A 24,872-nucleotide genomic window follows, 5' to 3' on the forward strand; every position below is an offset into this window, starting at 1 on the left:
TAAAATCCGATCAGCGTTTTTTCCTCACATCACGGATTCTATTGTTCCATCCCCCTGCATAGGGGCTATGAGATGTTCATTTGAGATAAAACATGTCTCGGATTCGATTTCATTCCGCATCTGCGGCTGTAACCAGTGACACTTTCTTGCACCGCCAAACAAATTTACTCTTACAGACAAGGAGGTACGACGCTATTTTTGAAGAATGAGCCATGGCCACCGGTCTCCACCATGCAAATCGAAGAAACCCCCAGCAGCCCGTCGGAAAGCCTCTCACAAAAGGTCTATCTAATTAAGATTAGGTAATCCAATAGGTTATGTTTTATGCCTGTAAGAAAATGATGTTATTTTTTCTTACATTATGAAGGGAACCCGCAGTGGTCTCTCGGAAGAGCACTCACAGGAGACTGTGTCTGAGCATTATTGAGCAGTTATGCGATCTTAGGTCTTGTTTTTGTAAGAAAATAATATTATTATTTCTTACAAAATGAATGGAGGTGCATCGTGGACAGCGTCGACTCCAAAATACGTAATAGGATAAGACGGTGTGGAAAAGGCTGCGTCGTGACCCCACGGGATTTTCTTGATTTGGGGAGCCGCAAAGCAGTCGATGTGGCTTTACACCGCTTAGTGAATGAGGGATCTCTGCGCAGATTGTCTCGTGGACTCTACGACAATCCACGAGTCGATCCCGATCTTGGCACACTTTCACCTACGATTGACTCGGTAGTAAATGCCCTGAAAGGCCGTGACAAGATTCGTCTGCAACCATCCGGCGGTTATGCTGCAAATCTTTTGGGATTGTCCGAGCAGGTACCTACAAAGATCGTTTTCCTCACAGATGGGCCTAAACGTCAAGTTCGGCTCGGTAAGCAGTTGATAATTCTCAAACAGACAACCCCTCGAACCATGGCGACTGCTGGCCGGGTTAGCGGATTAGTGATACAGGCGCTTCGTCAACTCGGTCAACGCCGAGTTGACGCTTCAGTTGTGAAACGATTGCGAGACCAGCTTTCTACCCAAGATAAAAAACAACTCCTTCGTGATCTTCGATATGCACCGGCTTGGATCGCTGACAAAATGCGTTTGATTGCCCAATGAGAAGAGAATCGGATTATGGAAAGATTCTACGGAATTTCGGCTGAGAAACAACGAAAGTTCTGTGAAGAGGCAAAGAGTATAGTTGGCTATCCACCGATCACTATCGAAAAGGATTTTTGGGTTTGTTTCATCCTGCGGGAACTCTTTGGTCTGCAGAATTGGGGTCAGCATCTGGCATTCAAGGGGGGCACTTCTCTTTCCAAAGGATGGCAGCTAATTTCAAGGTTCTCCGAAGATGTTGATGTGGTCATAAGACGGGGATTCCTTGGTTTTCCTGATGATCATCTCGGCAGTAAACGCCGGGAAAAACTCCGAAAGGAATGCGGTAGGCGCATACAGGAAGATTTGAAGCCGACGTTTGAATCTCGATTAAGAGAAGTGCTCCCTGATGATCTGGAATGGTCTCTCACATTGGAGGATGCAATTGGAGATCCTGATCGAAGCATGTTTTTTCAGTATCCGACTATTTTCAAAACCGAAATCAGTTACTTAAAACGCATTGTCAAAGTTGAACTGGGTGCTCGGTCTGAAACCGAACCGATTGAAGATCGCCCCATACAATCCTACTTAGCCGAGGCATTTCCTAATATTTTCGGGAACAGCACATTTTTTATCAGGACAGTTACTGCACGTCGGACATTTTGGGAAAAAGCGATGCTCTTGCATGAGGAGACCTTTCGACCCACAGACAAGCCAAGAAAGGGCAGACTGTCACGCCATTACTACGACCTGTGGTGCATGATAAACAAAAGCATTGGGAAAGAAGCTCTGGCCGATGTGGAACTATTTGATCGTGTTGCTCAGCACCGAAAAATTTTTTTTAGGCAGAGTTGGGTAAACTATGAAACCCTCAAAAAAGGGAGCCTGCGATTGGTGCCTCCGCCGGAGCAAATGGCTGAGTGGCGAAAGGATTATGAGGCAATGCGGGAGGACATGTTCTTTGATGATCCACCTCCCTTTGACCAATTATTGGAAGTTATCCTAGCTTTTGAAGAGGAATTCAACCGATAAATACCAAAAAATAGGTGAGGTGATTATGCGCAACGCACAGAAGAGCTGCCATGACTTCCCGAGGGCGCTGCGGAAATACGGATAGGGGTATCAGGAAGGAGCTCAGGGGAGTTTCTGCTGTTTGCCCTCCTCGATCAGGAGTATGCTTGCTCCGTAAACGCCGGCTTTTGGCTCACGGTAGCCGCAATTTGTCCATGTTCAGGCAATGTCTCGGCCTTCGGCGGTTTTTCATACGAATTGGCGTTTAAGATGGTAACATTATCAATCACGCATAAATTTCGCCTTTCATATATTCAACCAACGTAACCTTACGAATGATCTTTTTGAATGATCGCTTTGGCGTAGGGATATGGCATGACACGCCATCCCAACAGCCTGGTGAACGAGTGTTGTTCAGTCCTGAAGCGAATCGGCATCAATAGTCTGCTCACGGGAAAAAGCCCTTCTCGTCCTCGCCGCCTTCCATTTTTTGACCGTTAAGGCTCTGCTTGACTCTGATTGAACACATGTACCCGTATATCGAGAGCAGGTCGGCTTCTCCGGCCGAAACAATCCAATGCCGAGCGCTACTTGGACACGAATTTCAGGGCTTGTGGTTTCGATGATTTAACAGGTATGATATATTGGATCATGAGGCTGCACTTCCACTCTGCAAGCACGAGAGGATTTGCCGTGGCCAAGGTTCCCGATAGAAGGGTTCTCCTCATCGGCTGGGATGCCGCCGACTGGAAGGTGATCGGTCCGCTTCTCGACGCGGGCAAGATGCCCCACCTGGATCGCTTCATCAATTCAGGGGTCATGGGCAATCTCGCGACTCTCTACCCCGACCTCTCCCCCATGCTGTGGACGTCCATCGCCACCGGGAAAAGGCCGTTCAAACACGGCATCCTCGGATTCATCGAGCCGGATCCTCACACCGGCGGCATTCGGCCCATCACGAACCTGTCCCGGAAGACCAAGACAATCTGGAATATTCTCAGCCAGACGGGCAGGAAGTGCAATGTCGTCGGGTGGTGGCCTTCCCATCCGGCGGAACCGATCAACGGGGTCATGGTTTCCAACCGGTACCAGAAGGCGGTCGGCCCGCTCGATCGGCCATGGCCCCTCGTGCCGGGGACTGTGCACCCCGCGCGGCTGGTTCGAAACCTCGCGAATCTTCGCTTTCATCCTCAGCAACTCCACTCCGGGCACATCCACCCGTTTGTTCCGAAGTTTTCCGAAATCGACCAGGATCGGGACCACAGGCTCGAGAGCCTGGCGAAGATCATCAGCGAGTGCCTCAGCATAGAGGCCGCCGCGCTGGCCCTGATGCACCACGAACCCTGGGACTTCACGGCGGTTTACTTCGACGGCATCGACCATTTCTGCCACGGCTTCATGCGCTATCACCCCCCGCGCGCGGACTGGGTCGACGAGCGGGACTTCGAGCTCTACAGCCGGGTGGTGGAGAGCGGCTACATCCTGCACGACATCATGCTGGGCCGGCTCCTCGAGAAGGCGGGAGAGGACGCGACCGTGCTTCTTGTCTCCGATCACGGGTTCAAGAGCGACAATCTGCGGCCGCGCCATATCCCGCGGGAGCCCGCGGGTCCCGCCGTGATGCACCGCCATTACGGGGTTTTTGCCATGAAGGGCCCCGGAATAAAAGAAGATGAAAGGGTCTACGGGGCCGGCATCCTGGACGTCTGCCCGACTGTCCTGAGCCTTTTCGGCCTTCCCGTGGGGCTCGACATGGACGGAAAACCCCTGGGCGGGGCGTTCCAAGACCGGCCCGGCATCGAGACCATCGCCAGCTGGGACCAGCTCGAAGGCTCCGCGGGAATGCACGGTCCCGAGATGAAGATCGATCCGGTGGACGCGAGCGAGGCCATAAAACAGCTCGTGGCCCTGGGCTACATCGAAAAGCCGAGCGAAGACCGGGAGGAGGCCGTCGCCGAGACGGTGCGCGAGCTCCGCTACAACCAGGCGCGCTCTTGCATGGACGCGAACCGTTATGCGGATGCCGTGTCGATTCTCGAGGACCTGGTTGAAGGGTGGCCCTTCGAACACCGATTCGGAATTCAACTCGTCACCTGCTACCAGGCCATGGGATGGCTCGCGGATGCCCGGAAGCTGCTGGAGAGCCTTTTTCGACGAAAAGAGGAAGACGCGCTTGCTTCGCGGGAAAAGCTCCGCCTGTTCACGGAAGAGAGAACGGGGAAGAAGCCGGAGGAGTGGAGCGAGGAGGAATTGAGGGAGCTGCGGGAGCTCAGGGGGAGGTCTTCATGGAATCCCTATGCCGTGGAATACCTCATGGGCTCCCTCCTCTTCTCCGAAGGGCAAAAGGAAGCCGCGCTCGACCACCTCAAAAGGGCCGAAGCCGCCGCTCCCGGGGAGCCCGGGATTCATGCGAAGCTCGGGGCGGTGTACCTGCGCATGAAACGCTGGGAGGACGCGGAGCTTTCCTTCGGCAAAGCCGTGGCGCTCGATCCGGACTGTGCCGAAGCCTACCGAGGGCTCGCCCTCTGCCATCTTCCACGGCGGCGCAACACGGATGCGGCGCAGGCGGCCCTCGAGGCCATCGGCAGGGTTTACTTCGACCCCATGAGCCATTTCCTGCTGGGAGTCGCCCTGCACCGGCTTGGGCACATCCCGAGGGCGCTCGAGGCGCTGAAGGTCGCCGTCTCGCAAAACCCGAACTTCCCCCGGGCTCATCGGCGGCTTTCCCTCATCTACAAAAACCGCCTTCAGGATGTCGAACGGGCTGCGATACACCACGCACTAGCCGTCGAGGCGGCCCGGCGCGTCTGGAACGTCCGGAGAAAGAGGGTCGCGACGTCCCGGGAAGAAGCGGCAGAGGCAATAGGTATGCGGGCGGGAATCGAGCCCGTGGCCGCGAAGGTTGACACATGCTCCGTGCCGGCGGTCTCACCGACTTGCGGCGCGGTGGACCTGCGCGAGACCGTCGTGGTGGTCACGGGCCTTCCACGCTCGGGCACCTCCATGATGATGCAGATGCTCGCCGCCGGAGGCATAGAGCCCCTGACCGACGGCAAGCGGGAGCCGGATGCCCTGAACCCGAAGGGCTACTTCGAGTTCGAACCGGCAAAAAACCTCCAGCGGGACGCATCGTGGCTGCCGGGCGCCAGGGGCAAGGCGGTGAAAGTCGTGGCGCAGTTGCTCCCCCATCTCAGCCCCGGCCTCGACTACCGGGTGGTCTTCATGGAACGGGAGATGGAGGAAGTCCTGCAATCCCAGGAACGGATGCTGGGGCACCGGTCGAAAGAGGGGGCGGTCCCGGCGAGTGGGAAGCTGAAGGAGGTGTTCTCCGCCCAGGTTTCAGCGATAAGGAAGATGCTCGCCTCGCGCGGCATCCCCACACTTTCCATTGCATATGGTGACAGCCTCGAGAAACCTCGGGAGACGGCGGCGAGAGTCAACGCTTTCCTCGGGGGAGGACTGGATGAGGGCCGCATGGCCGCGGCGGTGGACCCCCGGTTGAAAACGGTCATCGGGGCAAAGAGTGCTTGAGTCGACGACTTGCCCCTTTTCGCTTGAGCGAGTGAAACACGAGGAGTGATGCCATGACAAGACCAAGGCGGGATGAGGACAGTTTGTTGACGGCGCATCTTGCGAAACGACTCACGGCCTACTCGGCAGCCGCCGGGGTTGTGCTGGCCATGAGCCCGCGAGCGGAAGCGGCCATCCGCTGGTTCCAACCCGCGACACCTCTTACCGTCGATCATTCGACCAGCATAAGCATCGACATGGACAACGATGGAATCCCCGATTTTTCTTTTGCCTGGACGGGTTCTACATTTGATGTCGCGAGTGTGGTCGTCAACAGGAAGCATGCCGCAAATCGCTTCGATGGCACAGGCAATGTGGCACAAAGGCTCCTGAAGGGCTACGTGGTTCATCCAACATTGGATGTTGGTGCAGCTCTCTTGATGAGAGCCGAATGGGACTGCCTTCCTTCCTCTTCTGCCCGGCGCATTGCACGGCCTATGACCTGCTACCCCACCTATCTATGGGGAGCAGGCGCGTTCAATGAGGGCGCAAGCGGCTATGTCGGAGTAAGATTTAGGGGAGGGGGCGGCGAGGACTACAACGGATGGATCCACTTCACCGGAGGCACCAGTGCCCAGCACCTCTCCGGCAGGATCGACGAGTGGGCCTACGAGGATTCCGGCGGGGCCATCAAGGCGGGGGCCAGCACCATCGCGCACGCCTTTCTTGACGATCTGAACGGCAATGGTTTCTCCGAGTATGCACTGCTCCGGGTGATACAAGGAGCTTCCTACTTTAGCTCAGTCCTGACCAATGACATTGTTACCAGGACCCGGATCAAAGAGGTGCCGTGCCTTGGGCCCCAGTTTCGTCCCGTGGGCATGACCAGAATCAATAACGTCGACGGCAATGGCAACCCCGCTCTGGCAATTCTGGGCGTGAGGGAAAATGCCGCGAAAGAAATCCTTGCGGTCCGGGTTGAGCTGAGAAACCCCGCCAGCGGTGAGCTCATAAGAAACATCGGGTTTGCCAAGGGCTACAGGCCCAGTGGGCTGAGGTGGCTCAACAGGGATATGAACGGCAACGGTGTGGGGGAAATAGCGGTGCTCGGCACCCATCCGGCCACCGGCAGATCGGTGGTGGAGATCAGGGACCTGCTCACGGGCGCCCTGGTGAAGAGAATAACCGTGGGGCCGGACAGTACGGTCGAATCCATCGGGCTTTCGTACTCGAACGATCTGAACGGCAACGGCTCCCAGGAGCTGGTGGTGCTTCAGAGAAATGCCAAGACGCTTCGCAGCCGCCTCAACGTTGTAGACACCAAAACAGGGAAGAGGATCAAGACCATCCCATGCCTCAGTGAATCGTGGGTTCCCGTCGGCATCGCATCGGTTGGGGACTTGAACGGGAACAAGAGCCTCGAGCAGGGAATTCTTGCCAGGAGGGCAACCGCGAACAAAGTAGTCGTGAAGATAATGGATGTGCGCACGGGCAGCATTCTTCGCACCGTGTCCTTCAACAGCAGGTATTCGCCCCAGGCTCTTGCCACAGGGGACGTCGATGGAAATGGAGTTCATGAGCTGGGGGTCCTCGGGACCAATCCGGCCGATGCAACGAATAGAATCGAAATCCGGGATCCCGTTACCGGGAGTCTGAAAGAGACCATCCTGATACCGTGATCCCGGGAAGGCCCCTGTGCGGCAGGAAAACGGAGACTTGGAAGAGGTCGGAGCAGCGGCCCGCAATGCCGCATTTAGAGACCGTGACCCGGGAAAGGGGGGCGGCTCCGCAGGCACTGAACCCATCCTGACATGGCTGTCGAGCCGCTTCTCCCGCGTCCGGGCAGGTCTCGCCCATGCGGAGTGATTCCGCACGCCCCATGGAGCCGGGTTCGCCGTCGCCTGGTTGACATAAAATCTGACCGCTGTATACTGAGGTCATTAAATCCCGGGTCTCCATATAGCGGTTGAATCGGTCGTTTCAGAAATACGGGTTCATGATTCAAGTCGGACCCAGTTCCACGGGCAATTCAGCAACGAGGATCGATGCCATGACAAAACCGAGAAACAACGAGGACGGTTTGTTGGCGGCACATCTTGCGAAACGACTCACCGCATACTCTGCGGCCGCCGGCCTGGTGCTGGCGATGAGCCCTCAGGCGGAATCGGCCATCCATTGGTTCCATCCCTCCACACCTTTTGAGGTCGATCATTCGCATACCAAGACCATCGACATGGACAACGATGGAACCGGCGATATTTCTTTTGGCTTGCAGCCGATGGGGAAGACGTTCTGGAGTCTGGCCGTCAACCGAAAGAATGCGGCCGGCCGCTTCGACGGCACGGGCCGCCTGGTGCGAAGGCTGGAGAAAGGCAGCATGGTGACCCCCTCCCTGGATGCCGATGCGGCCGTATTGATGAACGAGCGCTATTTCACTACATGCTATCCCGCCAATGGCACGAACACGTCCATCATTTGCAGATGGTGGACTGTCTGGGGGGACGGGGCGTTCAACAAGGAGGCGAAGGGCTATGTCGGAGTGAAATTCCGGGGAGGGAGCGGCAAGGACTACAACGGCTGGGTCCACTTCACCGGAGGCAATGATCCGGCGGACCTCTCCGGAACGATCGACGAGTGGGCCTACGAGGATTCCGGCGGGGCCATCAAGGCGGGAGCCGTCACCAGCCAGGCGGCGCACGCCTTTCTGTCCGATCTCAGCGGCAACGGCTCCCCCGAGCTTGCACTGCTCCAGGTGACGCAGGGTTCCTCCTTCGGGGGCTCCGTACTGATCCGGGACATCGCCACCGGAGATGAAATCAGGCAGGTGCAGTGCCTTGGGCCCCTGTTTCGTCCCGTGAGCATGGCCAGAATCAGTAACGTCGACGGCAATGGCAACCCCGCCCTGGCGATTCTGGGCGTGCGGGAAAATGCCGCGAAAGAAATCCTTGCGGTCCGGGTTGAGCTGAGAAACCCCGCCAGCGGTGAGCTCATAAGAAACATCGGCTTTTCCAAGGGCTGCAGACCCGTGGCTCTGAGGTGGCTCAACAGGGATATGAACGGCAGCGGCGTCGGGGAGCTGGCGGTGCTCGGCACCCATCCGGACGGCGGCAGATCGATGGTGGAGATCAGGGACCTGCTCACGGGCGCCCTGGTGAAGAGAATAACCGTGGGGCCGGACAGTACGGTCGAGTCCATCGGGCTGTCGTACTCGAACGATCTGAACGGCAACGGCTCCCAGGAGCTGGTGGTGCTTCAGAGGAAGGCCGCCACGCAGGTCAGCCACCTTAAAGTGGTGGACACCGGGACCGGCAGGACGATCAAGACCATCCCATGCCTCAGTGAATCGTGGATTCCCGTCGACATCGCATCGATCGGGGATCTGAACGGGAACGGTAGCCTCGAACAGGGCGTGCTTGCGAGGAGCGCAACCGGGGAGAAAGTGGTGGTGAAGATCATGGACCTGCGCGCGGGCAAAGCGCTCCGAAACGTATCGTTCAACAGCGCGTTTTTGCCCCAAAAGCTTGCCGCGGGCGACATCAACGGTGACGGCGTCTATGATCTGGGCGTTCTCGGGATCAATCTGCTCGATGCAACGACGGGAATCGAAATCCGGGATCCCGTCACCAGGAGTCTGATAAAGACGATCCTGATACCTTGATTCCGCAAGGGCTCCTGTAAGGCAGGAAAGAGCAGACCCGGGGGGGCGGCGCGCCGGCCGGGGATGCCGGATGTGAAGACCGTCACCCGAGCCTGGGGGTGACGGCACGGCACAGTGCCCGTCCTGACGGGGGTTGGATCGATCAAGTGCCGTGACCGGGAACTGCATAACTCGACGCACACAACCGGGGGTGATTCGTGCGGCCGTGTTTTGCCCTGCTTGACGGGACTTGTCCGAAAGAGGGGAAAGCCAGTCCGCTCCCACCGGGCTGAGTATCGACGGATTGCGGAGCTTCGCAGTCTCGCCGCGGACCGGTTCCGTGGCTGGCTGATTGAGAATAATGAACATTGTTTGCACGGAGCGGTTTCTCCTGCGGATTTGCGATTCAGGCGCGGGACTTGCCTCTCGGTGTATTATTGTTTTGGAGGAAGTTTAAAAACGCCGATTATATTGTTTTACGGAGCTAGCGCGTTTGTGCGGCCTGCCCGGTATCAGCCCAGGGAAAGGGCATGGAGCGGGTTTTTGCGTTCGGTTGCTCGCGGCCGGTCCTCGACTGTGTTGGCTTCGGTCGACGAATCCCGACGTTGACCGGCACCCAATCGCGATGCCGGGAAAGGTGGAGCACGTGAAGGGAGACGCCTCTTTTTCAGCTCCGCATGAAGCGAAGGGCGTGAATCGAGGAGGCGTCGATTGAGCGAGACAGAGCGGCATCTGTACGCATGCTCGCGGGAAGCAGCCTGTCTCTTGCGTGGGCATTGGCGGGCGCGTTTGTTTGGCGGCGGTATAGCCAATGGCCCATCGAATGCGAACATTGGATCGAAAAGGAGAGAAAATGCGTTCACCCGGAAAGTATGCAGCGTGGAGGATACTCTGCACCGTCAGCCTGGTGGTCGTCATCGGTGTTTTCTTCGCGGTGTCGCCGGGCGTGTCGCAGGCGCAACAGCTGCGGCAGGCACCTTTGAACCCGGATTTTCTGAAATACAGGGAGCAGCTCGGACAGGGAAGAAGCCCTCTGAGAGTCACCGGGGAGGGACATGCCCTGGGGTACATTCCCCCTCCCATCGACCTTTCTTATGCGAAGAACCTCCCGGATGCCGACAGCCGGGCGGCCGCGGTCGAGGCGGTGACCTATCCGGCGACCTACGACCTGCGCACCCAGCATCGGGTCACCTCGGTCAGGGACCAGGGGGACTGCGGTTCGTGCTGGGCATTCGCCACCTACGCTTCCGTGGAATCCAAGCTCAAGGGCGCTTCCGGAACCGGTCCGTCGACCAACTATTCCGAACAGCATCTCAACGCGACCCACGGTTTTGACTGGGCGGAATGCGACGGCGGGAACGATTTCATTTCCATGGCCTACCTGGGACGCTGGAGCGGTCCCGTCAATGAAGCGGATGTTCCGTATCCGTACGCCGTCGATGAGACGGCGGCCGTGGTGAGGAAGCATATCCAGGACGTGGACCAGATCAAGGACCGCGCCAATTATACCGACAACAACAGGATCAAGGCGGCCGTAACCAATCACGGCGCTCTTTACATTTCCTTCAAATGGCTCGATACCCGCTACAATGCGGCCAAATACGCCTACTGGAACAACGGGACGAGCGGCGAAGGTCATGCCGTGGCCATCATCGGCTGGAACGACAATTATTCCAGAACGAACTTCAAGAAGGCCGGCACCGCACTGCCCGGCGGAAACGGCGCGTTTCTCGTGAAGAACAGCTGGGGAACCACCTGGGGCAACAAGGGCTACTTCTGGATGTCCTACTACGACAAATCGTTGCAGACCGGCACGTCGTTCAGGGGGATTCAAGCGACATCTAACTACAAACGCAGCTACCAGTACGATCCCCTTGGCTGGGTCACCAGTCTGGGCGTCGACACAACGGTGTTGTGGGGCGCCAACATCTTCACCGCCAGATCCGATGCCCCCGCGATCAAGGCCGTCAGCTTCTACACGGGAGCACCGAATACCAAGGTGACGATATATGTCCGCAAAAACGTGTCGGCGACCAACCCGAAAAGTGGGACCCAGGTCGGAGCGGCGGTGACGAAGACCATCCCGACCATGGGATACCACACGGTCGTCTTCTCCACGCCGAAGGCGGTCACTGCCGGCAAGAAATTCTCGGTCCTGATCAAGTTCAATACCCCGGGATTCAAATATCCTCTGCCGGTCGAACTTGCCGCGGCCGACTATTCCAGCGGCGCCACCGCCTCCGCGAATCAGAGCTTCTACTCCACGGACGGCGTTGCCTGGACCGACATCACCACCTATGATTCGACCTGCAACGTGTGCATCAAGGCGTTTGGCAGGGCTTCCTGAGGCGCCTGGAGCCTGGAGCGGAGGCGCGCGGCGAAGTCCGTTTGGCGCCTCCGCTCCGTGGCCTCCATGACCGCGCGCACTGAACAATCAGTTTTTTCGAGGTCTGAGGGAGTCTCAGACTGACCGATCAAAGCCCGTCAAAAGCGGGCTTTGGTTTTTTGTTGCGGTTGTGTCAGAATATGAGGGAAAGCACAGTCACGGGGGGTATGGACCGAGCCGGCCTTCCCGGGAGACTGCAATGGAAACCTGGTCGCAGAGAGACCGTCCCGTCCTCGATATCCACTCGCACCAAACGGGGAAAGACCCAGTGATCGAAGTCATGAAAGATATACTTCGGGAAAACGACATGTGTGTGCTAGCCACCTGCGCGGACAACAGGCCGCATTGTTCCCTGATGGCCTACGTCACCGATGAAGCGGCTCAGACCGTCTACATGGTGACGCTGAAATCGACCCGGAAGTATCGACACGTCTGCGAAAATCCGCACGTGAGCCTTCTGGTCGATACCCGGCACAAGTCCGCGACGGACCGTGGCGGGACCAGGGCGCTGACCGTTCACGGCACCTTCCATCCGCTGTCGGATGCGGCAGCGAAAGAAAAGATCCTTGCAGCGATTCGCGGCAGACACCCGCACCTCCGAAAACTCGTCGACGACGCCGATGCGGAGGTGCTGGCGGTGCGCGTGGAATCGTTGCAGCTGCTGGAAGGGGCCTACCGGGCCAGTTACGAATCCTTATAACGGAGGCTGAACGTCGGGGAATAGGGGCCGCGCTCGGCAGAATAACAAGGGGGCGGAGAGATTGACCGATCGAGGTTGACCTGCGGACCCGGGGCATTAACTTTGGGTGAATGCGGGCCAAAGCGACCGGAAGGTCAACACGGCAGACAAACGGACTCGAGATGCGGGTCCGCGATCTACGTGAGGATGGGCCCTCCACCCCGGTCAAGGCCGGGTTCAGGACAGTTTTCGGAATTTCCCTTGCGCGAGGGGTGACGCCCTATGTCTACAAGGGGCGGGCCGGGTTGAACCGGAATTTCCCCCTGCGCGCGGGTGACGTTGAGGATTCTCATGTTTCTTTGTGGGCCTCGGGCTTACGAAGACGAAGATTTGTGAAAAGTGTAGGTTTGACCCCATGTTGTTTTCGAGGATGGACGAAGAGGACGACCGCGTCTTTTATGAACGGGACAGGCTGGTCGCACATCTGGATTCGGTTGCCCTGCGCACCGTTGAATCCTTGATCGGGCGGCTCGTCACCGGGCCGAAACCCGCGATTCTGGACCTTATGGCCAGTTGGGATTCGCATATTCCCGACAGCGTACAGCCCTCCAAGGTCGTCGGTCTCGGCTTGAACCGAAACGAGCTTGCCCACAACCGGACCCTTACGGAATTCATCCTGCACGATCTGAACCGGAACCCGGAACTGCCTTTCGACGACGATACGTTCGATGCGGTGATCAACACGGTTTCCGTGGACTACATGACCAGACCCTTCGAGGTATTTGCCCAAGTCGGAAGAATCCTCAAGCGGGGAGGGCTCTTTCTGGTCGTTTTTTCCAACCGGTTCTTTCCCCAGAAAGCCACGAAGCTGTGGCGGGATTCCAAGGAAGGGGCGCGGGTGGTTCTCGTCAAGGATTTCTTTCGGAGCGTGCCGGTCTTCGATTTCCCGGAAGATTTCCTGTCCGCGGGCAAGCCGCGCCCCAAGGATGACAAGTACGCGCACCTGGGCATTCCGAGCGATCCGATTTACGCCGTTTATGCCAGGAAAAAAGAATCCTGATGCGGGGTCCCGCCTTTGCGGGCTAAAGACCGCCCAAATTCGCGAGGGCGTCGTGCATCGGGCGGATATGGCTTTACCGCGAATGGGCCGCGGGCGGAAGACGCCCCCGGTTCACGGGGGCCTGCCCGCTCAGTTGACCGTCTGCTCCTCTTCTTCGTCCGGGGACAGATCCTGGACGGTCCAGCTCATTCCTTCCCCGCGCAGAAAGAGCCGGCCGTCCTTGCCCACCGCGAGGGGGTAGCGGTATTTTCTCCGGTATTCCAGAATGAAGCTGCCGTCGTAGAGTCTTGCCGTGACGACCTCCCCGTTGGGCAGCCGGTATTTCTGTCCGTCGACCAGTTCGACCATGAGTCAGACTCCTTTCCCGATTTTCCTCGTGCGTGTGAAATGCTGCAAGCTCTCTGGTTCCATTTGGGGGTCCGAGCGAGCCGACTCATGCCGGCTTGCGTTCAAGACGGCAACATCGGGGGAAAGAACAACGCCCCGCCCTGCGATTGCGCGGTTCCTGCAAGGGATGAGGCTCTTGCCCGCCCGAGTCATCTCCCGCCGGGCAGGTGTTGTGCAATCTTGAACGTACCTCACTATGAACATGAATCGGTATCACAGGGTGATGGACACCACGCGGTACATGCGCACGCCGGCGGGAGTGTAGACGAGCACTTCCTCCCCTTCCCGCCTCCCCACAAGATGACGCCCGACGGGCGAGTCGATGGAAAGCTTGCCGTCGACGACATTGGATTCGTAAGGGCCGACAAGCTGATAGCGCTGCGTTTCGCCGGTTTCGATGTTCTGAATGACGACGATCGTCCCGAACTCGGCCTGTTTGAAAAAGAACTTGCGGCCCACGACGATTTCGCACGACGCCAGTTTTCGCTCGAGGTCCTGAATTTTCTTCTGGAGCACCATGTGCCGTTCGCGGGCCAGCATGTACTGCTGGTTTTCGATCTTGATTCCTCCGGTTCGCGCCTCCTGGAGCTCTTCGATCACCTCAGGGCGAACCACGTGCCGCAGAAAGAAAAGTTCCCTCAGGAGGCGATGATAGCCAAGGCGGGTAATGGGTACTTTCATGGCGGCATGCGCTAATCCCTGAAGAACCCCTCCGGGATTTCTCCTTTTTCCCGCCTGGCCTTGAACAGCGAAACGCCGATGACCGTCTTGCCGTCCTGAATGAGACCACGCAGAATCAAGTCCTGAACACGATCCAAGCCCACGATTTCCACCTTGGAAATCTCGTCTTCATCCCATTTGCCGGTGATGCGTCGCAGGCCCGAAGCGGCGTAAAGGCGTATGACCTCGTTCGAGTATCCAATGGCCGGGTAATACTCGAAAATCGGCAGAATGCGGGCCGCCTCGTACCCGGTTTCTTCCCGCAGTTCCCGCGCGGCGCACGCTTCGAGCTCTTCCCCGGGGTCCGCCTTCCCGGCCGGAATCTCCAGGGTTTCCTTGCCGATGGCGTAACGCCACTGCCGGACCATCAGGATGCGCTCGGCATCGAGGAAAGGCACAACGGCCGCGGCTTCGGGGTGATCGATCTTGATCCGTTCCGTGAGCCTGCCCGTGCGCAACCGAACGACATCGAGCTGAGCGCTGAAATGGCTCGCGAAAATCATGCTGAGCGTCTTGATCTTTTCTTCCATAATTAACCCGCAGATGATGATGGAAACATCCCGTTGCGCCGTCGGCGCGTCCCGCGAGAGTATTTTCGCTGAATCGGTTTCCATTCTCAATGAAAATCACAGGGCGGGAGCGCCGACGGCGGCTTCAACGTTTTTCGACCGAAGCGCCACGGACTGTGAAACGGTCCGACGCACCCGGCCCTCTGCAATGCCCGCCAAAGGCAGGGACGCCCACCGTCTTTTCCGGCCGTTGCCCGGATTGCCGGGAGGCGAAACGATCTACTCGTTCGAGGCGGGTCTTTGCTCGATCCGCTCAGCCGCCTCCAATTCCGCCGGGGCGGTTTTGGACGGAACCTGCGGAACCGGCGACTCCTCGTCGGTTGCTTTCTTGAAATTCCTGATTCCTTTTCCCAGGGACTTTCCGATGTCGGGAAGCTTCCCCGGGCCGAAAACGACCGCAACCACCGCCAGGATGACGGCCAACTCCGGCAGGCTGAACATGCATTCCCCCTCTGCAATACGGTTCCGGACGGAATGTGCCCGGTCGATTAAGGCGTCCTCTGTCGCGCTGACGGACGAGGCCAACCGCAAAACTCCCCCCGCGTGCCTTCCGCGCCCATTATAAACGCTCGGCGCGTTTTTGGACAGTGCCGGCTCTATTTTACGGCAAAGGGACCGTTCGTCTGCAATGCCGCGGTGGGGATCGTTTGCCGGACTGCACCCGGTCGCGGCAGTTCGCCGAGGCAACCTCCGGCCTCTTCTGCTATAATGAAAAACAGTGGAGGCGGGACCCGGGTGAAGCGCGCTTCGACTTGCGGCGCGCCTGCCTTGCGGGCCACACGGGGGAATACGGCTCGAGAGGAGGGGAAAAATGGCGGAGAAGAAAATGCAGCCGATCAAGCTGTCCCATCCGAGGACGAGAGGTTCGGTTTCCATCGAGGAGGCTCTGCTCAAGAGGAGATCGGTCCGAAGCTACACGGGGGTGCCGCTTTCCATCGAGGATCTGTCCCAGTTGCTCTGGGCGGCACAGGGAATGAGCCACCCCAGGGGGTATCGTACCGCTCCGTCGGCGGGAGCGCTGTATCCGCTTGAGCTTCTCGTCGCGGCGGGGCGTGTCGGAGCCCTGTCTCCGGGTGTCTACCGGTACGATCCGCATCGCCATGAAATCGTGCTCCACCGTGAGGGCGACAGGCGCGCAAATCTGCGCCGTGCATCCTTGGATCAGTCTGCGGTGGGGAATGCCCCGGCCGTGCTGATATTCTGTGCCGTTTATGAAAGGACGACGCGCAAATATGGAGAACGCGGAGTCAGGTATGCGATGATGGAAGCCGGGCATGCAGCTCAGAACGTGCATTTGCAGGTGGTGAGCCTGGGCCTTGGAACGGTGTTGATCGGAGCGTTTCGGGATGACCAGGTGAAAAGCGTGCTGGAGCTCGGCGGGAATGAGGAGCCGCTTTACCTGATGCCGGTCGGCAAATGACGGCGGTCGCGGGATTGGGTGTTCCTTGCTCGCGAGGCGCCCGCGGGCGGGAAACAGGGCTTTCGCGGTCTCTATGGCGGGTGCTCCCTGCGCGCGAGGCGCCCGCGCCACGGGCCTCCACGTGCGACGAGTCACGGGCGGGTGCTCCCTGCGCGCGAGGCGCCCGCCCGGTCCGAGCGGACACAGCCCGTTCGGGCGGGAGCTCGAGTGGACGGAATGCTTTTGGACGGTGCGGGCGGGCGATCCCTGGGAAAACGGTTGATGCTTTTCTGGAGTCGGTCGGCGACACTTTTCGACGGCCTGCCTTGAACACCGCGGGAGAGACATGAGATACAAACCGAGAGAGCTGATGAACGGGTTGACGCATTGCATTGCGGCTCTGCTTGCCGTGGCGGGACTGGTGGTGCTCATGCTCCGAGCCGTCGATCCTCCCAGGCCGCTGCACCTGCTCTCCTTCTTCGTGTTCGGAACGGCTCTGATCCTGCTCTACCTGACAAGCACCGCGTACCACTGGGCGCAGTGCTCGGTCAAGGGACTCCAGAGGCTGCGACGACTCGATCACATCATGATATTCGTGGTGATAGCGGCAACCTATACCCCGATCTGTCTCATCCCTTTACGCGGCCCCTGGGGATGGACGCTCTTCGGCGGTATCTGGGCTCTGGCCTGTGCGGGAGTGCTGATGAAAATGGTTTGGCTGCAGACTCCGCGTTGGCTCTCCACGACGGTGTACGTCGCCATGGGCTGGCTTGCGGTGGTCGCGGTTTATCCCCTGTACCGCGCGCTGCAGCCTGCCGCTTTTGCCTGGCTCGTGGCGGGCGGACTGTTCTACACGGCGGGAGCCCTGGTCTATGCCCTGAAGAAACCCGATCCGTGGCCCAGGGCGTTCGGGTTCCACGAGCTTTTTCACGTTCTGGTGGTGATGGGGAGCTTTTCCCACTTCTGGGTTCTATACGAATATGTCGTTCGAATCGACTGAGGCCTCGCTGCGTCCGTTCTTTGGCGGCGGGACGCAGAGGAACGTCGTTCGTGCCGCCGACGACCTGGTGATCCATGTTGCCTCGAAGGTGACCGGAGAGACACGGAAGGGGGGAGGGGCAAGTGATTTTACCCGCGATCGGACCTCCTGATTGACCCCCAGCAAAGTCTAATGCACCACCGGCATAATTCCGATAAGGTTTTGTGGAAATGTGTGACGAGACCGGAGCCTCTTTCTTTTCCGCATCCCGGGAGAGGAAATGCCGGCATGGGCCTTCCGGTTCATGCCGGTTTTGACGAAGCGGAGCTTCACCGATAAGGTTCAGACGTCCGTTGCCCTTTTCCGGACAATGAAAAACGACACGCCCGGCGGTCCGCAATGGATTGCCCCCTCCCTGGAAGGAAACGCCGTGAAGGTTTCGATGGAATCGCCGGAAGACGCAATGAGTGAATGCAGCAGCCTTCGGGAACGGGTGAGGGAACTGGAGTCCGCGGAAAATCCATTCCGGACGGCACTGGAAGATCACGATGAGCTGATTGTTCGTTTCCGGCCCGATTTCACGCTCGTGTATGCAAACCAGGCCTATTGCCGACATCTTGCCGATACCGAAGCGCCGTGCGTGGGAGGGAATTTCCTGGACTGCGTCAATCCGGCCGACCACGATCGGGTCAGGGAGGAAATCGGTTCGCTGGTCCCGGATGGTCCCGTCAAGACCGTCGAACACGGAGTGCTCCTCGGAGGCAGAGAGGTTCGTTTATCCCGATGGGTCTATCGCGCCATGATCGGTGAACGGACCGACGTGATCGAATACCTCGGCATGAGTTGTGTCCAGGGAGAACGGATAGCCCACCCCGGGCCATGGAACGAATACCGCTTTCTTGCGGAGAAGACCGGCAACGCGGCGTATCGGCTCAGATGCGATTCCCGGACCTACGATCACCTCGGTCCCGCCATTACGAGGCTTACCGGGTACCCGTTGGACGAGTTCGACGTATCGAAGTTTTCCGAGCTGATCGAGAAGATTGAAATTCCGGGGGAAGAGGACGTCACGCCGGATACCCTGATCGGGTTTCGGAAGGAAGGAAGAACGGGAGAATACAGGGCCGATTACCTGATCCGGACCCGACTGGGGGAACGCAAATGGGTGAGGGATCATTCCTTCCCCTGGTACGACGAGTCGGGAGGCCTTGTGGGCTCCGTCGGCATCCTATCGGACGTGACGGAATGCAAGCGGGCGGAGGAGGCGTTGCAGGAAAGCGAGGAACGGTTCAGAAACATGGCCGGCCTCTCTCCGTTCCCTATTGCCATCGTCGACCGGAATGGAAAGATCATTTACCTCAACCAGAGGTTCGTCGATCTGTTCGGGTACACTGCAAGCGACATCCCGACGCTGTGGGACTGGTTCAACCAGGCTTGTCCGGACCCCGGGGAAAGCCGGACGATCATCGAAAGGATACGGTCGGACCTGCAAGCCGCATCGAAATACGAGGTCATCAGCCACGAGCACAGGGTTCGGTGCAAGGATGGTTCGAGCCGGGAAATCCGATTCCGCCTGGTGTCCATGGAAAACGGCGATAAGTTCGTCACCTGCGAAGACCTGACCGAGCATATGAAGATCCAGGAGGAACGCATCAAGGCCAGCAAGCTGGAATCCATCGGCGTTCTTGCGGGTGGTATTGCACATGATTTCAATAATATCCTGACAGCCATCATCGGCAATATTTCACTGGCAAAATTGTACGGCGGGCAGGGCGGCAGGGTCTCCGAGAAGTTGACGGAGGCCGAGCGGGCATGCATGCGCGCGAAGAACCTCACGCAGCAGTTGCTGACCTTCTCGAAAGGCGGGGAGCCCATAAAAAAGGTAATCGACGTCTCCGATTTCCTCCATGAAGCGGTGCATTTTGTCCTGACCGGCTCGAATGTCCGGAGCGTCTTCTTTCTTCCCGACGACCTTTGGCCCGTTCAGTGCGATGAAGGCCAGATGGGGCAGGTGATCAACAACCTGATCATCAATGCCAAGCAGGCCATGCCTGACGGAGGTACAATCGAGATATCCGCCGAGAACGTCATCCTCAACGCCGGGGATCAGGCTCTGCCGCTCAAGCCGGGCCGATACTTGCGGATCGGAGTGAAAGATTACGGGCATGGGATACCGGAAGAGGCACTGACGCGCATTTTCGATCCCTACTTCACGACCAAGCTCAAGGGAAGCGGTCTTGGGCTTGCCACTGCCTATTCCATCATCAAGAAGCACGAGGGATACATCCAGGTCGAGTCGCGAGTCGGAGAAGGGGCCGCATTTCACATCTATCTGCCTGTGGCGGGATGGTCTCTGCGGGAGCACGACAAAATGGGCGACGACACACTTCGCGGACGGGGCCGGGTCCTCGTCATGGATGATGAGGACATCATTTTGAACTGCACCTACGATCTTCTGAGATACCTGGGGTATGAAGTCGAGCTCGCCCGGGACGGGGCCGAAGCGGTGGAGTTGTACCAGGAAGCCGTGGGGCTGTCGCGTCCCTTCGATGCCGTTATCATGGACTTGACCGTTCCCGGGGGGGTGGGCGGAGTCGAGGCGATGCAAAGGCTTCGCGAAATCGACCCCAAGGTGAACGCCATCGTTTCGAGCGGCTACTCCAACGATCCCATCATGTCTCAGTACCGTGAATACGGTTTTCGGGGGGTGATCACCAAGCCGTACAAGTTGGAACAGATCGGGGAACTGCTCAAAACAATCGTCCGGCGCAAGTGGGACGCGGTCGAGTAAACTGAGGCGGACCCGGTGCTCGCGATGACGACGGGGCGTGGACACGGGGGGCTCCGCTGCGCGGCCCTTCCGGTTCGGTGGGCTTCTCGATTTCCCGCTCAGACTCCGAGGTACGGCAGCGGGGTTTCCTTCCGGTACACCGTGGCCTGGCACATCGCGATCAACTTTTCGTCCCCGTCGTGGACGCGAATATCGTAGCACGCCGTTTTCCGGGTCCGATTGACCTCCGTGGCCTCGGCGACAAGCACTGCGCCCGCCGAGCTGGCGGCCAGGTAGGTGATGGTCATGCTGAGGGCCACAGCCACCGTGCCGTGAGAATTCGAGGCGGTCTCGAAAGCGGCGTCGGCCAGCGCGAAGACGGCCCCTCCATGGGCCATGCCGCACAGGTTTTCCATCTCCGAAGTGACCTCCATCCTGACCTTCGAATAACCCGCCTCGATCGCGACGAGCCGTATTCCGAGCTTGTTTGCAAAAGGTTCTTCCGACATCCGCCGGACAATCGCTTCTCTCACTGCTTCATCCATCACGGAAAGCCTTTCCTTCACGACGGCAGAAGGTTCATTCACCGCGGGGGTGCGCCCGGATGCCGATGATGAGCCGTGCAGTCCCGCATCACCGGACCGATCGCGCCAGCCCGTCGTATCGCATGGGGTCCCTTTCCCAACCGATCCTACCAGCAGGCGGCTCCGGCGTCAATTTCCACCGCACCAACGACGTTTGCGCCGCGCGGCCCGGCGGGAGCACCGCGACTCTGCCCGGAAAGGGCGCTCCCGTCATTCCGGTGCAGTGCATGAGCCGGGAAGTGCCGTCGCTTCGGCGGATCGGGTCTGTTCCGCGGCGGGTGTTTTGGCTGGCGAAAGATTCATGAGCAGGTTTCGCGGTATAATGTGCTTAAAATTCTCTGTCTGAAAAAAGAATCTGGTTTAATTTTCCATTCCTCCCCGCCTATTGATAGTATTCCTCCATGGGAGCTGCTCTTGAAGTCGTTGCCAAGGCTCTTCTACGACAGCGCTCTCCCCGGGAAACAGGCGGAAATCGCATCTAGCGGTTTCGCAAACATATGATGAGACGGTGGTCCGGAAAGTCACAATGATCCGGGAAGAAAATGCCTCGGATATACAGGCGTTGGGAGATTTGGGAGAATGGTGCTACTACGTCAATCGAGCGACTGATGCAAGCATCCCTGAACTGATACATTAAAATTCTATCAAAATGTGATACAATTTGACTTTATTAGAAATATTCTCAATAATCAAGCCTTATCACAAATGACGGCCACAAGCTGGGCGTTTGGGTAGAGATATTTTGTATTGCAGAGATGTTAATGAAGATGGGGCATCAATACGGAGACTGCTTATGTCAAAGAAACTTTTGGAAATCACGGCGGAAATTGTGCAAGCTCAGGCGACGGTTGGCAAGATGTCTCCAGAGGAGATCGAGCTTACGCTGGTGAGGACGTTTGCCACGCTGCAACGAATGCAGACGGCGGAGGATGGGGGCAAACCGCTGGACCCCGGCGCACCGTGCGAGGATTCCCGACTGGAGGACAGGACCGGGGACAAGGGGGGGCCCATGGATTCGATCCAGGAGAACAAGGTCGTGTGCCTCGAGTGCGGGGTGGAAATGAGGCAACTCACCGCCAAGCACCTTGGATCGCACAACCTGAACCCGCGCGAATACAAACGAAAATGGGGCCTGCCCCTCAAGCAGTCCCTTTCCGCAAAATCGCTGTCGAAGGCCCGAAGCAAGGCCGCCAGGAAGAGAGGGCTGCCCGCCAATCTGGTCAAATTCCAGGAGGAACGGAAGCGCAAGAAGGCGGAAGCCTCCCGGGCAGCAGCGCCACAGGGGCAGAGACCGGGGGAAGGGAAGAAGACGGGAGGTCCCCCGAAGCCGGTTGAATGATTTTCCAATTTCGTCTCAAAAGAGTATACTGTCACCCGGTCGGCATTCCGTGGACGATCTCGAGGCGGTGACTATGTTTTCAGTGAGCGAAATTGTGGATGTTGCCATCCAGCTTGAAAGAAATGGGGAGCGTTTTTATCGCAGGGGCATCGAAATGGTATCGGATGATTCGATGCGCCAACTTCTGAGATGGCTTGCCGACGAAGAGGTGCGGCACAGGGAGCAGTTCGCTGCCATAAAGGCGGGTTTTCTGCGTCGGGAAGAGAGCCGTGCGGAGCGTGTCGGCGGCTCGATCCTGCAGAGTGCCGTTTCGGATCACGCCTTTTCTTTGGATGAGGTCGACTACTCCTCCATCGTCGATGAGGCCATGCTGGTGGACATTGCGATCGGTTTCGAGAAAGACGGCATAACCTTCTACGAGATCATGCAGGGCTTTATCGATGAACCGGAGACTCTGGCGCTTATCAGGGAAATCAGCGATGAGGAGCGCAAACACATCGAGGTACTCACGGAACGTAAAGACGTACTGGAAAGTCGAGCCGTCTGATCGGAGGAATCCCTAATTCAGGAGCTTGTGATGGACAAACCGTTTGATCACTACTGGCAACTCAGATTGAGCGACCTCAAGGAGACTCTGGAGGCCAACAATTTTGAGGTTTTTCTGGCCGACAACAAGGAACAGGCCTGCAAGCTGGTGCTGGAACGAATCATCCCGGGAATCGGGGCGAAGTCGGTTTCCTGGGGAGGATCGATGACGTTCGTTGCCACGGGATTGTACGAAAAGGTAAAGGCTTTGCCCGGGCTTGAAGTGATTGACACGTACGACCGTTCGATTCCACGGGAAGAGGCGACGGAAAGGCGCAGACGGGCGCTGCTGGTGGATCTTTACATCACCGGGACAAACGCCGTGACGGAAACCGGAAAACTGGTGAACCTCGATATGACCGGCAACCGCGTGGCATCGATCATCTTCGGGCCCAGGAACGTGATTCTCCTGATCGGCAGGAACAAGGTGGTTCCGGACCTGGAAGACGCGATGCTTCGCGTCAAGAATTTCACTGCACCCGTTAACGCCATGCGGCTGGATATGCAGACACCCTGCGTCAGCACGTCGTTTTGCGAGGAGTGCAAGAGCCCATCCAGGATCTGCAATACCTGGACGATCACGGAAAAATCGTTTCCCAAGGGGCGGATCAAGATCGTCCTGATCAATGAAGACCTTGGAATCTAGAGTTCCCGGGAGCGAAGCGGCCCGTGCAAGCGCGGAGGATACGAGGCAGGACCCGACACGGCAAAACCACCGGATCCTGCTTTTGCGTTTCGGGGTTGTCGACGATGAAAGGGGCGCCCGGGGAATGCAACGCGTCACCGGGCAGAGGCGATGCCGATGAACCGGTTGCCGCGCGGCCGCTTGGCGCGGCGATCGCCCGCAAGCTCAAGAGACGCGAGGTGTGGTCGTCTGGCCGGCATGCTCGCCCGCTGTCTTTCATATTGGGTTGGCACATCGAGCGCCGGATGGGGTAATGAGTTTCCCTGTTCCGCTGCTCCCATGCGGTTTCCGGGGGCGAGGGGGAAATGGAGCGGTTCGGCCAGGGCGCGCCCTGAGGGTCTTTGCATCCGGCTCGCCGCATGGTTCGTCTCCACCGGGGTTGGGATAGGGTATGGACAAGGGTTCCTGCAATGTCGTCGTCACGGGAGATCTCACGGGGGAAATGGAACCCGAGCAGGCGAAGAACCATCTGTGCAGGTCTTTCGGGTGTGACCGGGCGGTGGCGGACATCCTGGTCGGCGGTCAAGCGGTGGTGATCAAAAAGAATGTGAGTCGCGCCGTCGCCATGCAGTATGCGACCGTCCTGAGGGAAGCCGGTGTGGTGTGCGAGATCGAGGATGCCGCCGAGCTCGAAGCGGAGCCGACTCGTCCCGGCTCCGGTGAGGAACGGCCGGCCGCGCCCGTGGTCGGGACCCCGCCCGTGGTGTGCCCCAATTGCGGGCATGCCGGGTCCTCGCCGGAGGAGTGCGTCAAGTGCGGGATCATCTACGCGCGTTACAGGCAGGCCAAGGTCCCGGAAACCGGTGCCGATGATTCATTCTCCATTTCCACGGGCAAGGGCCGCGAAAAAGGGACACCGTTCAAGCTGCTTCTCCTGCTCGTTGTCCTGGGATTGGGGGTATATTTTATCCGGTTCAAGGGTGAAGTCCGCCATCCCCCCGGGATACTCGTCGATTCCGAGCCGACTCAGATCATCGGCAGAAGCAGTCAATCCTGGGTGAAGGGCACCAAAACCGTCGTTCCACTTGCGCGCTTCAGGATAAAAGCCCGTGTTCTGAGCACCGAGCGGTATCGGTTTGGTGAACAGGCGGAACTCTGTCCGTTGGATCTGGCCCTGGGATGGGGCATCATGTCCGATCAGAGGATGCTGGACAAGCTGGTGATCGCCCAGGGAAACCGTCGTTACGCGCTGGAACCGTTGGACCCCAATGTGAGGCTGCCCTGGGCCGAAATCATGTCCCACAGCTCCAATGTGCACATTATCCCGGCCAACGAGGAAATCGAGGAGGCCGTCTTTCGATTTCGCCCCGGGGACATTGTCGAGCTCCAGGGATACTTGGTCGGCGTGAAGGAAAACGGGCAGTGGGTCTGGTTCAGCTCGCTCAGCAGAACCGACCTGGGCGACGGGGCATGCGAGATTTTCTGGGTGGAGCGCGCGGCGGTTCGATAATGAACGGAACGGCCACGGGTGGAAAAGGCTCTTGTCACACCC

Annotated in this window: 20 protein-coding genes; 15 read left to right on the forward strand and 5 right to left on the reverse strand. The window is 58.4% G+C overall.

Going from position 1 to position 24,872, the window contains the following annotated elements; all coding sequences use genetic code 11:
* Positions 1-504 precede the first annotated feature (504 nt).
* From SFUM_RS22290 to SFUM_RS01155, 8 genes are all read left to right on the forward strand, one after another.
* Positions 505-1,101: a DUF6088 family protein gene (locus tag SFUM_RS22290; RefSeq protein WP_011697091.1), complete on the forward strand. Its 597-nt coding sequence runs from the start codon at positions 505-507 to the stop codon at positions 1,099-1,101.
* Positions 1,102-1,116: 15 nt separating this feature from the next.
* Positions 1,117-2,112, forward strand: a complete 996-nt coding sequence (locus SFUM_RS01125) for a nucleotidyl transferase AbiEii/AbiGii toxin family protein (RefSeq protein WP_011697092.1) — start codon at positions 1,117-1,119, stop codon at positions 2,110-2,112.
* 615 nt (positions 2,113-2,727) lie between these two features.
* The gene (locus SFUM_RS21215; RefSeq protein ID WP_011697093.1) at positions 2,728-5,622 is read left to right on the forward strand and encodes an alkaline phosphatase family protein; all 2,895 of its coding nucleotides are present in this window, start codon (positions 2,728-2,730) and stop codon (positions 5,620-5,622) included.
* A 53-nt stretch (positions 5,623-5,675) separates the two neighbouring features.
* Positions 5,676-7,280, forward strand: a complete 1,605-nt coding sequence (locus SFUM_RS23060; RefSeq protein WP_011697094.1) for a hypothetical protein — start codon at positions 5,676-5,678, stop codon at positions 7,278-7,280.
* Positions 7,281-7,651: 371 nt separating this feature from the next.
* On the forward strand, positions 7,652-9,259 hold the full coding sequence (locus SFUM_RS01140) for a hypothetical protein (RefSeq protein WP_011697095.1): 1,608 nt from the start codon (positions 7,652-7,654) through the stop codon (positions 9,257-9,259).
* 832 nt (positions 9,260-10,091) lie between these two features.
* Positions 10,092-11,585 (forward strand): C1 family peptidase, encoded by a 1,494-nt coding sequence (locus SFUM_RS01145; protein ID WP_011697096.1) that lies wholly within the window; start codon positions 10,092-10,094, stop codon positions 11,583-11,585.
* 238 nt (positions 11,586-11,823) lie between these two features.
* Positions 11,824-12,324, forward strand: coding sequence for a pyridoxamine 5'-phosphate oxidase family protein (locus SFUM_RS01150; protein ID WP_011697097.1), 501 nt, complete (start codon positions 11,824-11,826; stop codon positions 12,322-12,324).
* Positions 12,325-12,718: 394 nt separating this feature from the next.
* Positions 12,719-13,363, forward strand: a complete 645-nt coding sequence (locus tag SFUM_RS01155; protein ID WP_011697098.1) for a methyltransferase domain-containing protein — start codon at positions 12,719-12,721, stop codon at positions 13,361-13,363.
* A 129-nt stretch (positions 13,364-13,492) separates the two neighbouring features.
* Here the strand turns inward: SFUM_RS01155 and SFUM_RS01160 are convergent, their stop codons facing one another.
* The 4 genes from SFUM_RS01160 to tatA all read right to left on the reverse strand — a co-directional run bounded on the left by SFUM_RS01160 (position 13,493) and on the right by tatA (position 15,480).
* On the reverse strand, positions 13,493-13,711 hold the full coding sequence (locus SFUM_RS01160; protein WP_011697099.1) for a hypothetical protein: 219 nt from the start codon (positions 13,709-13,711) through the stop codon (positions 13,493-13,495).
* Positions 13,712-13,963: 252 nt separating this feature from the next.
* The gene (locus SFUM_RS01165; RefSeq protein ID WP_011697100.1) at positions 13,964-14,431 is read right to left on the reverse strand and encodes a GreA/GreB family elongation factor; all 468 of its coding nucleotides are present in this window, start codon (positions 14,429-14,431) and stop codon (positions 13,964-13,966) included.
* An 11-nt stretch (positions 14,432-14,442) separates the two neighbouring features.
* Positions 14,443-15,000, reverse strand: a complete 558-nt coding sequence (locus SFUM_RS01170; protein WP_011697101.1) for an NUDIX hydrolase — start codon at positions 14,998-15,000, stop codon at positions 14,443-14,445.
* Between the two features lie 258 nt (positions 15,001-15,258).
* Positions 15,259-15,480: a twin-arginine translocase TatA/TatE family subunit gene (gene tatA, locus SFUM_RS01175; RefSeq protein ID WP_011697102.1), complete on the reverse strand. Its 222-nt coding sequence runs from the start codon at positions 15,478-15,480 to the stop codon at positions 15,259-15,261.
* 370 nt (positions 15,481-15,850) lie between these two features.
* Between tatA and SFUM_RS01180 the strand changes: the two genes are divergently transcribed.
* The 3 genes from SFUM_RS01180 (at position 15,851) to SFUM_RS21220 (ending at position 20,208) form a co-directional block, all read left to right on the forward strand.
* Complete coding sequence (locus SFUM_RS01180) at positions 15,851-16,459, forward strand: SagB/ThcOx family dehydrogenase (RefSeq protein ID WP_011697103.1); 609 nt, start codon at positions 15,851-15,853, stop codon at positions 16,457-16,459.
* Between the two features lie 325 nt (positions 16,460-16,784).
* Positions 16,785-17,438: a PAQR family membrane homeostasis protein TrhA gene (gene trhA / locus SFUM_RS01185; RefSeq protein ID WP_011697104.1), complete on the forward strand. Its 654-nt coding sequence runs from the start codon at positions 16,785-16,787 to the stop codon at positions 17,436-17,438.
* Positions 17,439-17,697: 259 nt separating this feature from the next.
* Complete coding sequence (locus SFUM_RS21220) at positions 17,698-20,208, forward strand: PAS domain S-box protein (RefSeq protein ID WP_011697105.1); 2,511 nt, start codon at positions 17,698-17,700, stop codon at positions 20,206-20,208.
* Between the two features lie 98 nt (positions 20,209-20,306).
* On the opposite strand, the gene SFUM_RS01195 is transcribed toward SFUM_RS21220, so the two are convergent.
* Positions 20,307-20,732, reverse strand: coding sequence for a hotdog fold thioesterase (locus SFUM_RS01195; RefSeq protein WP_041439541.1), 426 nt, complete (start codon positions 20,730-20,732; stop codon positions 20,307-20,309).
* 832 nt (positions 20,733-21,564) lie between these two features.
* Between SFUM_RS01195 and SFUM_RS01200 the strand changes: the two genes are divergently transcribed.
* The 4 genes from SFUM_RS01200 to SFUM_RS21225 all read left to right on the forward strand — a co-directional run bounded on the left by SFUM_RS01200 (position 21,565) and on the right by SFUM_RS21225 (position 24,830).
* Complete coding sequence (locus tag SFUM_RS01200; RefSeq protein ID WP_011697108.1) at positions 21,565-22,110, forward strand: Ros/MucR family transcriptional regulator; 546 nt, start codon at positions 21,565-21,567, stop codon at positions 22,108-22,110.
* Positions 22,111-22,183: 73 nt separating this feature from the next.
* Positions 22,184-22,657 (forward strand): ferritin-like domain-containing protein, encoded by a 474-nt coding sequence (locus tag SFUM_RS01205; RefSeq protein ID WP_011697109.1) that lies wholly within the window; start codon positions 22,184-22,186, stop codon positions 22,655-22,657.
* A gap of 30 nt (positions 22,658-22,687) precedes the next feature.
* Complete coding sequence (locus SFUM_RS01210) at positions 22,688-23,341, forward strand: lactate utilization protein (protein WP_011697110.1); 654 nt, start codon at positions 22,688-22,690, stop codon at positions 23,339-23,341.
* 430 nt (positions 23,342-23,771) lie between these two features.
* Positions 23,772-24,830, forward strand: coding sequence for a hypothetical protein (locus SFUM_RS21225; RefSeq protein WP_011697111.1), 1,059 nt, complete (start codon positions 23,772-23,774; stop codon positions 24,828-24,830).
* The last annotated feature ends 42 nt before the right edge of the window (positions 24,831-24,872 follow it).

It is taken from the genome of Syntrophobacter fumaroxidans MPOB (assembly GCF_000014965.1).
Lineage (GTDB): Bacteria > Desulfobacterota > Syntrophobacteria > Syntrophobacterales > Syntrophobacteraceae > Syntrophobacter > Syntrophobacter fumaroxidans.

Coding starts and splice junctions, on each gene's coding strand:
- SFUM_RS01125 (WP_011697092.1), top strand. CDS start 1,117: ATGGAAAGATTCTACGGAATTTCGGCTGAGAAACAACGAAAGTTCTGT.
- SFUM_RS21215 (WP_011697093.1), top strand. CDS start 2,728: ATGATATATTGGATCATGAGGCTGCACTTCCACTCTGCAAGCACGAGA.
- SFUM_RS23060 (WP_011697094.1), top strand. CDS start 5,676: ATGACAAGACCAAGGCGGGATGAGGACAGTTTGTTGACGGCGCATCTT.
- SFUM_RS01140 (WP_011697095.1), top strand. CDS start 7,652: ATGACAAAACCGAGAAACAACGAGGACGGTTTGTTGGCGGCACATCTT.
- SFUM_RS01145 (WP_011697096.1), top strand. CDS start 10,092: ATGCGTTCACCCGGAAAGTATGCAGCGTGGAGGATACTCTGCACCGTC.
- SFUM_RS01150 (WP_011697097.1), top strand. CDS start 11,824: ATGGAAACCTGGTCGCAGAGAGACCGTCCCGTCCTCGATATCCACTCG.
- SFUM_RS01155 (WP_011697098.1), top strand. CDS start 12,719: ATGTTGTTTTCGAGGATGGACGAAGAGGACGACCGCGTCTTTTATGAA.
- SFUM_RS01160 (WP_011697099.1), bottom strand. CDS start 13,711: ATGGTCGAACTGGTCGACGGACAGAAATACCGGCTGCCCAACGGGGAG.
- SFUM_RS01165 (WP_011697100.1), bottom strand. CDS start 14,431: ATGAAAGTACCCATTACCCGCCTTGGCTATCATCGCCTCCTGAGGGAA.
- SFUM_RS01170 (WP_011697101.1), bottom strand. CDS start 15,000: ATGGAAGAAAAGATCAAGACGCTCAGCATGATTTTCGCGAGCCATTTC.
- tatA (WP_011697102.1), bottom strand. CDS start 15,480: ATGTTCAGCCTGCCGGAGTTGGCCGTCATCCTGGCGGTGGTTGCGGTC.
- SFUM_RS01180 (WP_011697103.1), top strand. CDS start 15,851: ATGGCGGAGAAGAAAATGCAGCCGATCAAGCTGTCCCATCCGAGGACG.
- trhA (WP_011697104.1), top strand. CDS start 16,785: ATGAGATACAAACCGAGAGAGCTGATGAACGGGTTGACGCATTGCATT.
- SFUM_RS21220 (WP_011697105.1), top strand. CDS start 17,698: ATGCCGGCATGGGCCTTCCGGTTCATGCCGGTTTTGACGAAGCGGAGC.
- SFUM_RS01195 (WP_041439541.1), bottom strand. CDS start 20,732: ATGGATGAAGCAGTGAGAGAAGCGATTGTCCGGCGGATGTCGGAAGAA.
- SFUM_RS01200 (WP_011697108.1), top strand. CDS start 21,565: ATGTCAAAGAAACTTTTGGAAATCACGGCGGAAATTGTGCAAGCTCAG.
- SFUM_RS01205 (WP_011697109.1), top strand. CDS start 22,184: ATGTTTTCAGTGAGCGAAATTGTGGATGTTGCCATCCAGCTTGAAAGA.
- SFUM_RS01210 (WP_011697110.1), top strand. CDS start 22,688: ATGGACAAACCGTTTGATCACTACTGGCAACTCAGATTGAGCGACCTC.
- SFUM_RS21225 (WP_011697111.1), top strand. CDS start 23,772: ATGGACAAGGGTTCCTGCAATGTCGTCGTCACGGGAGATCTCACGGGG.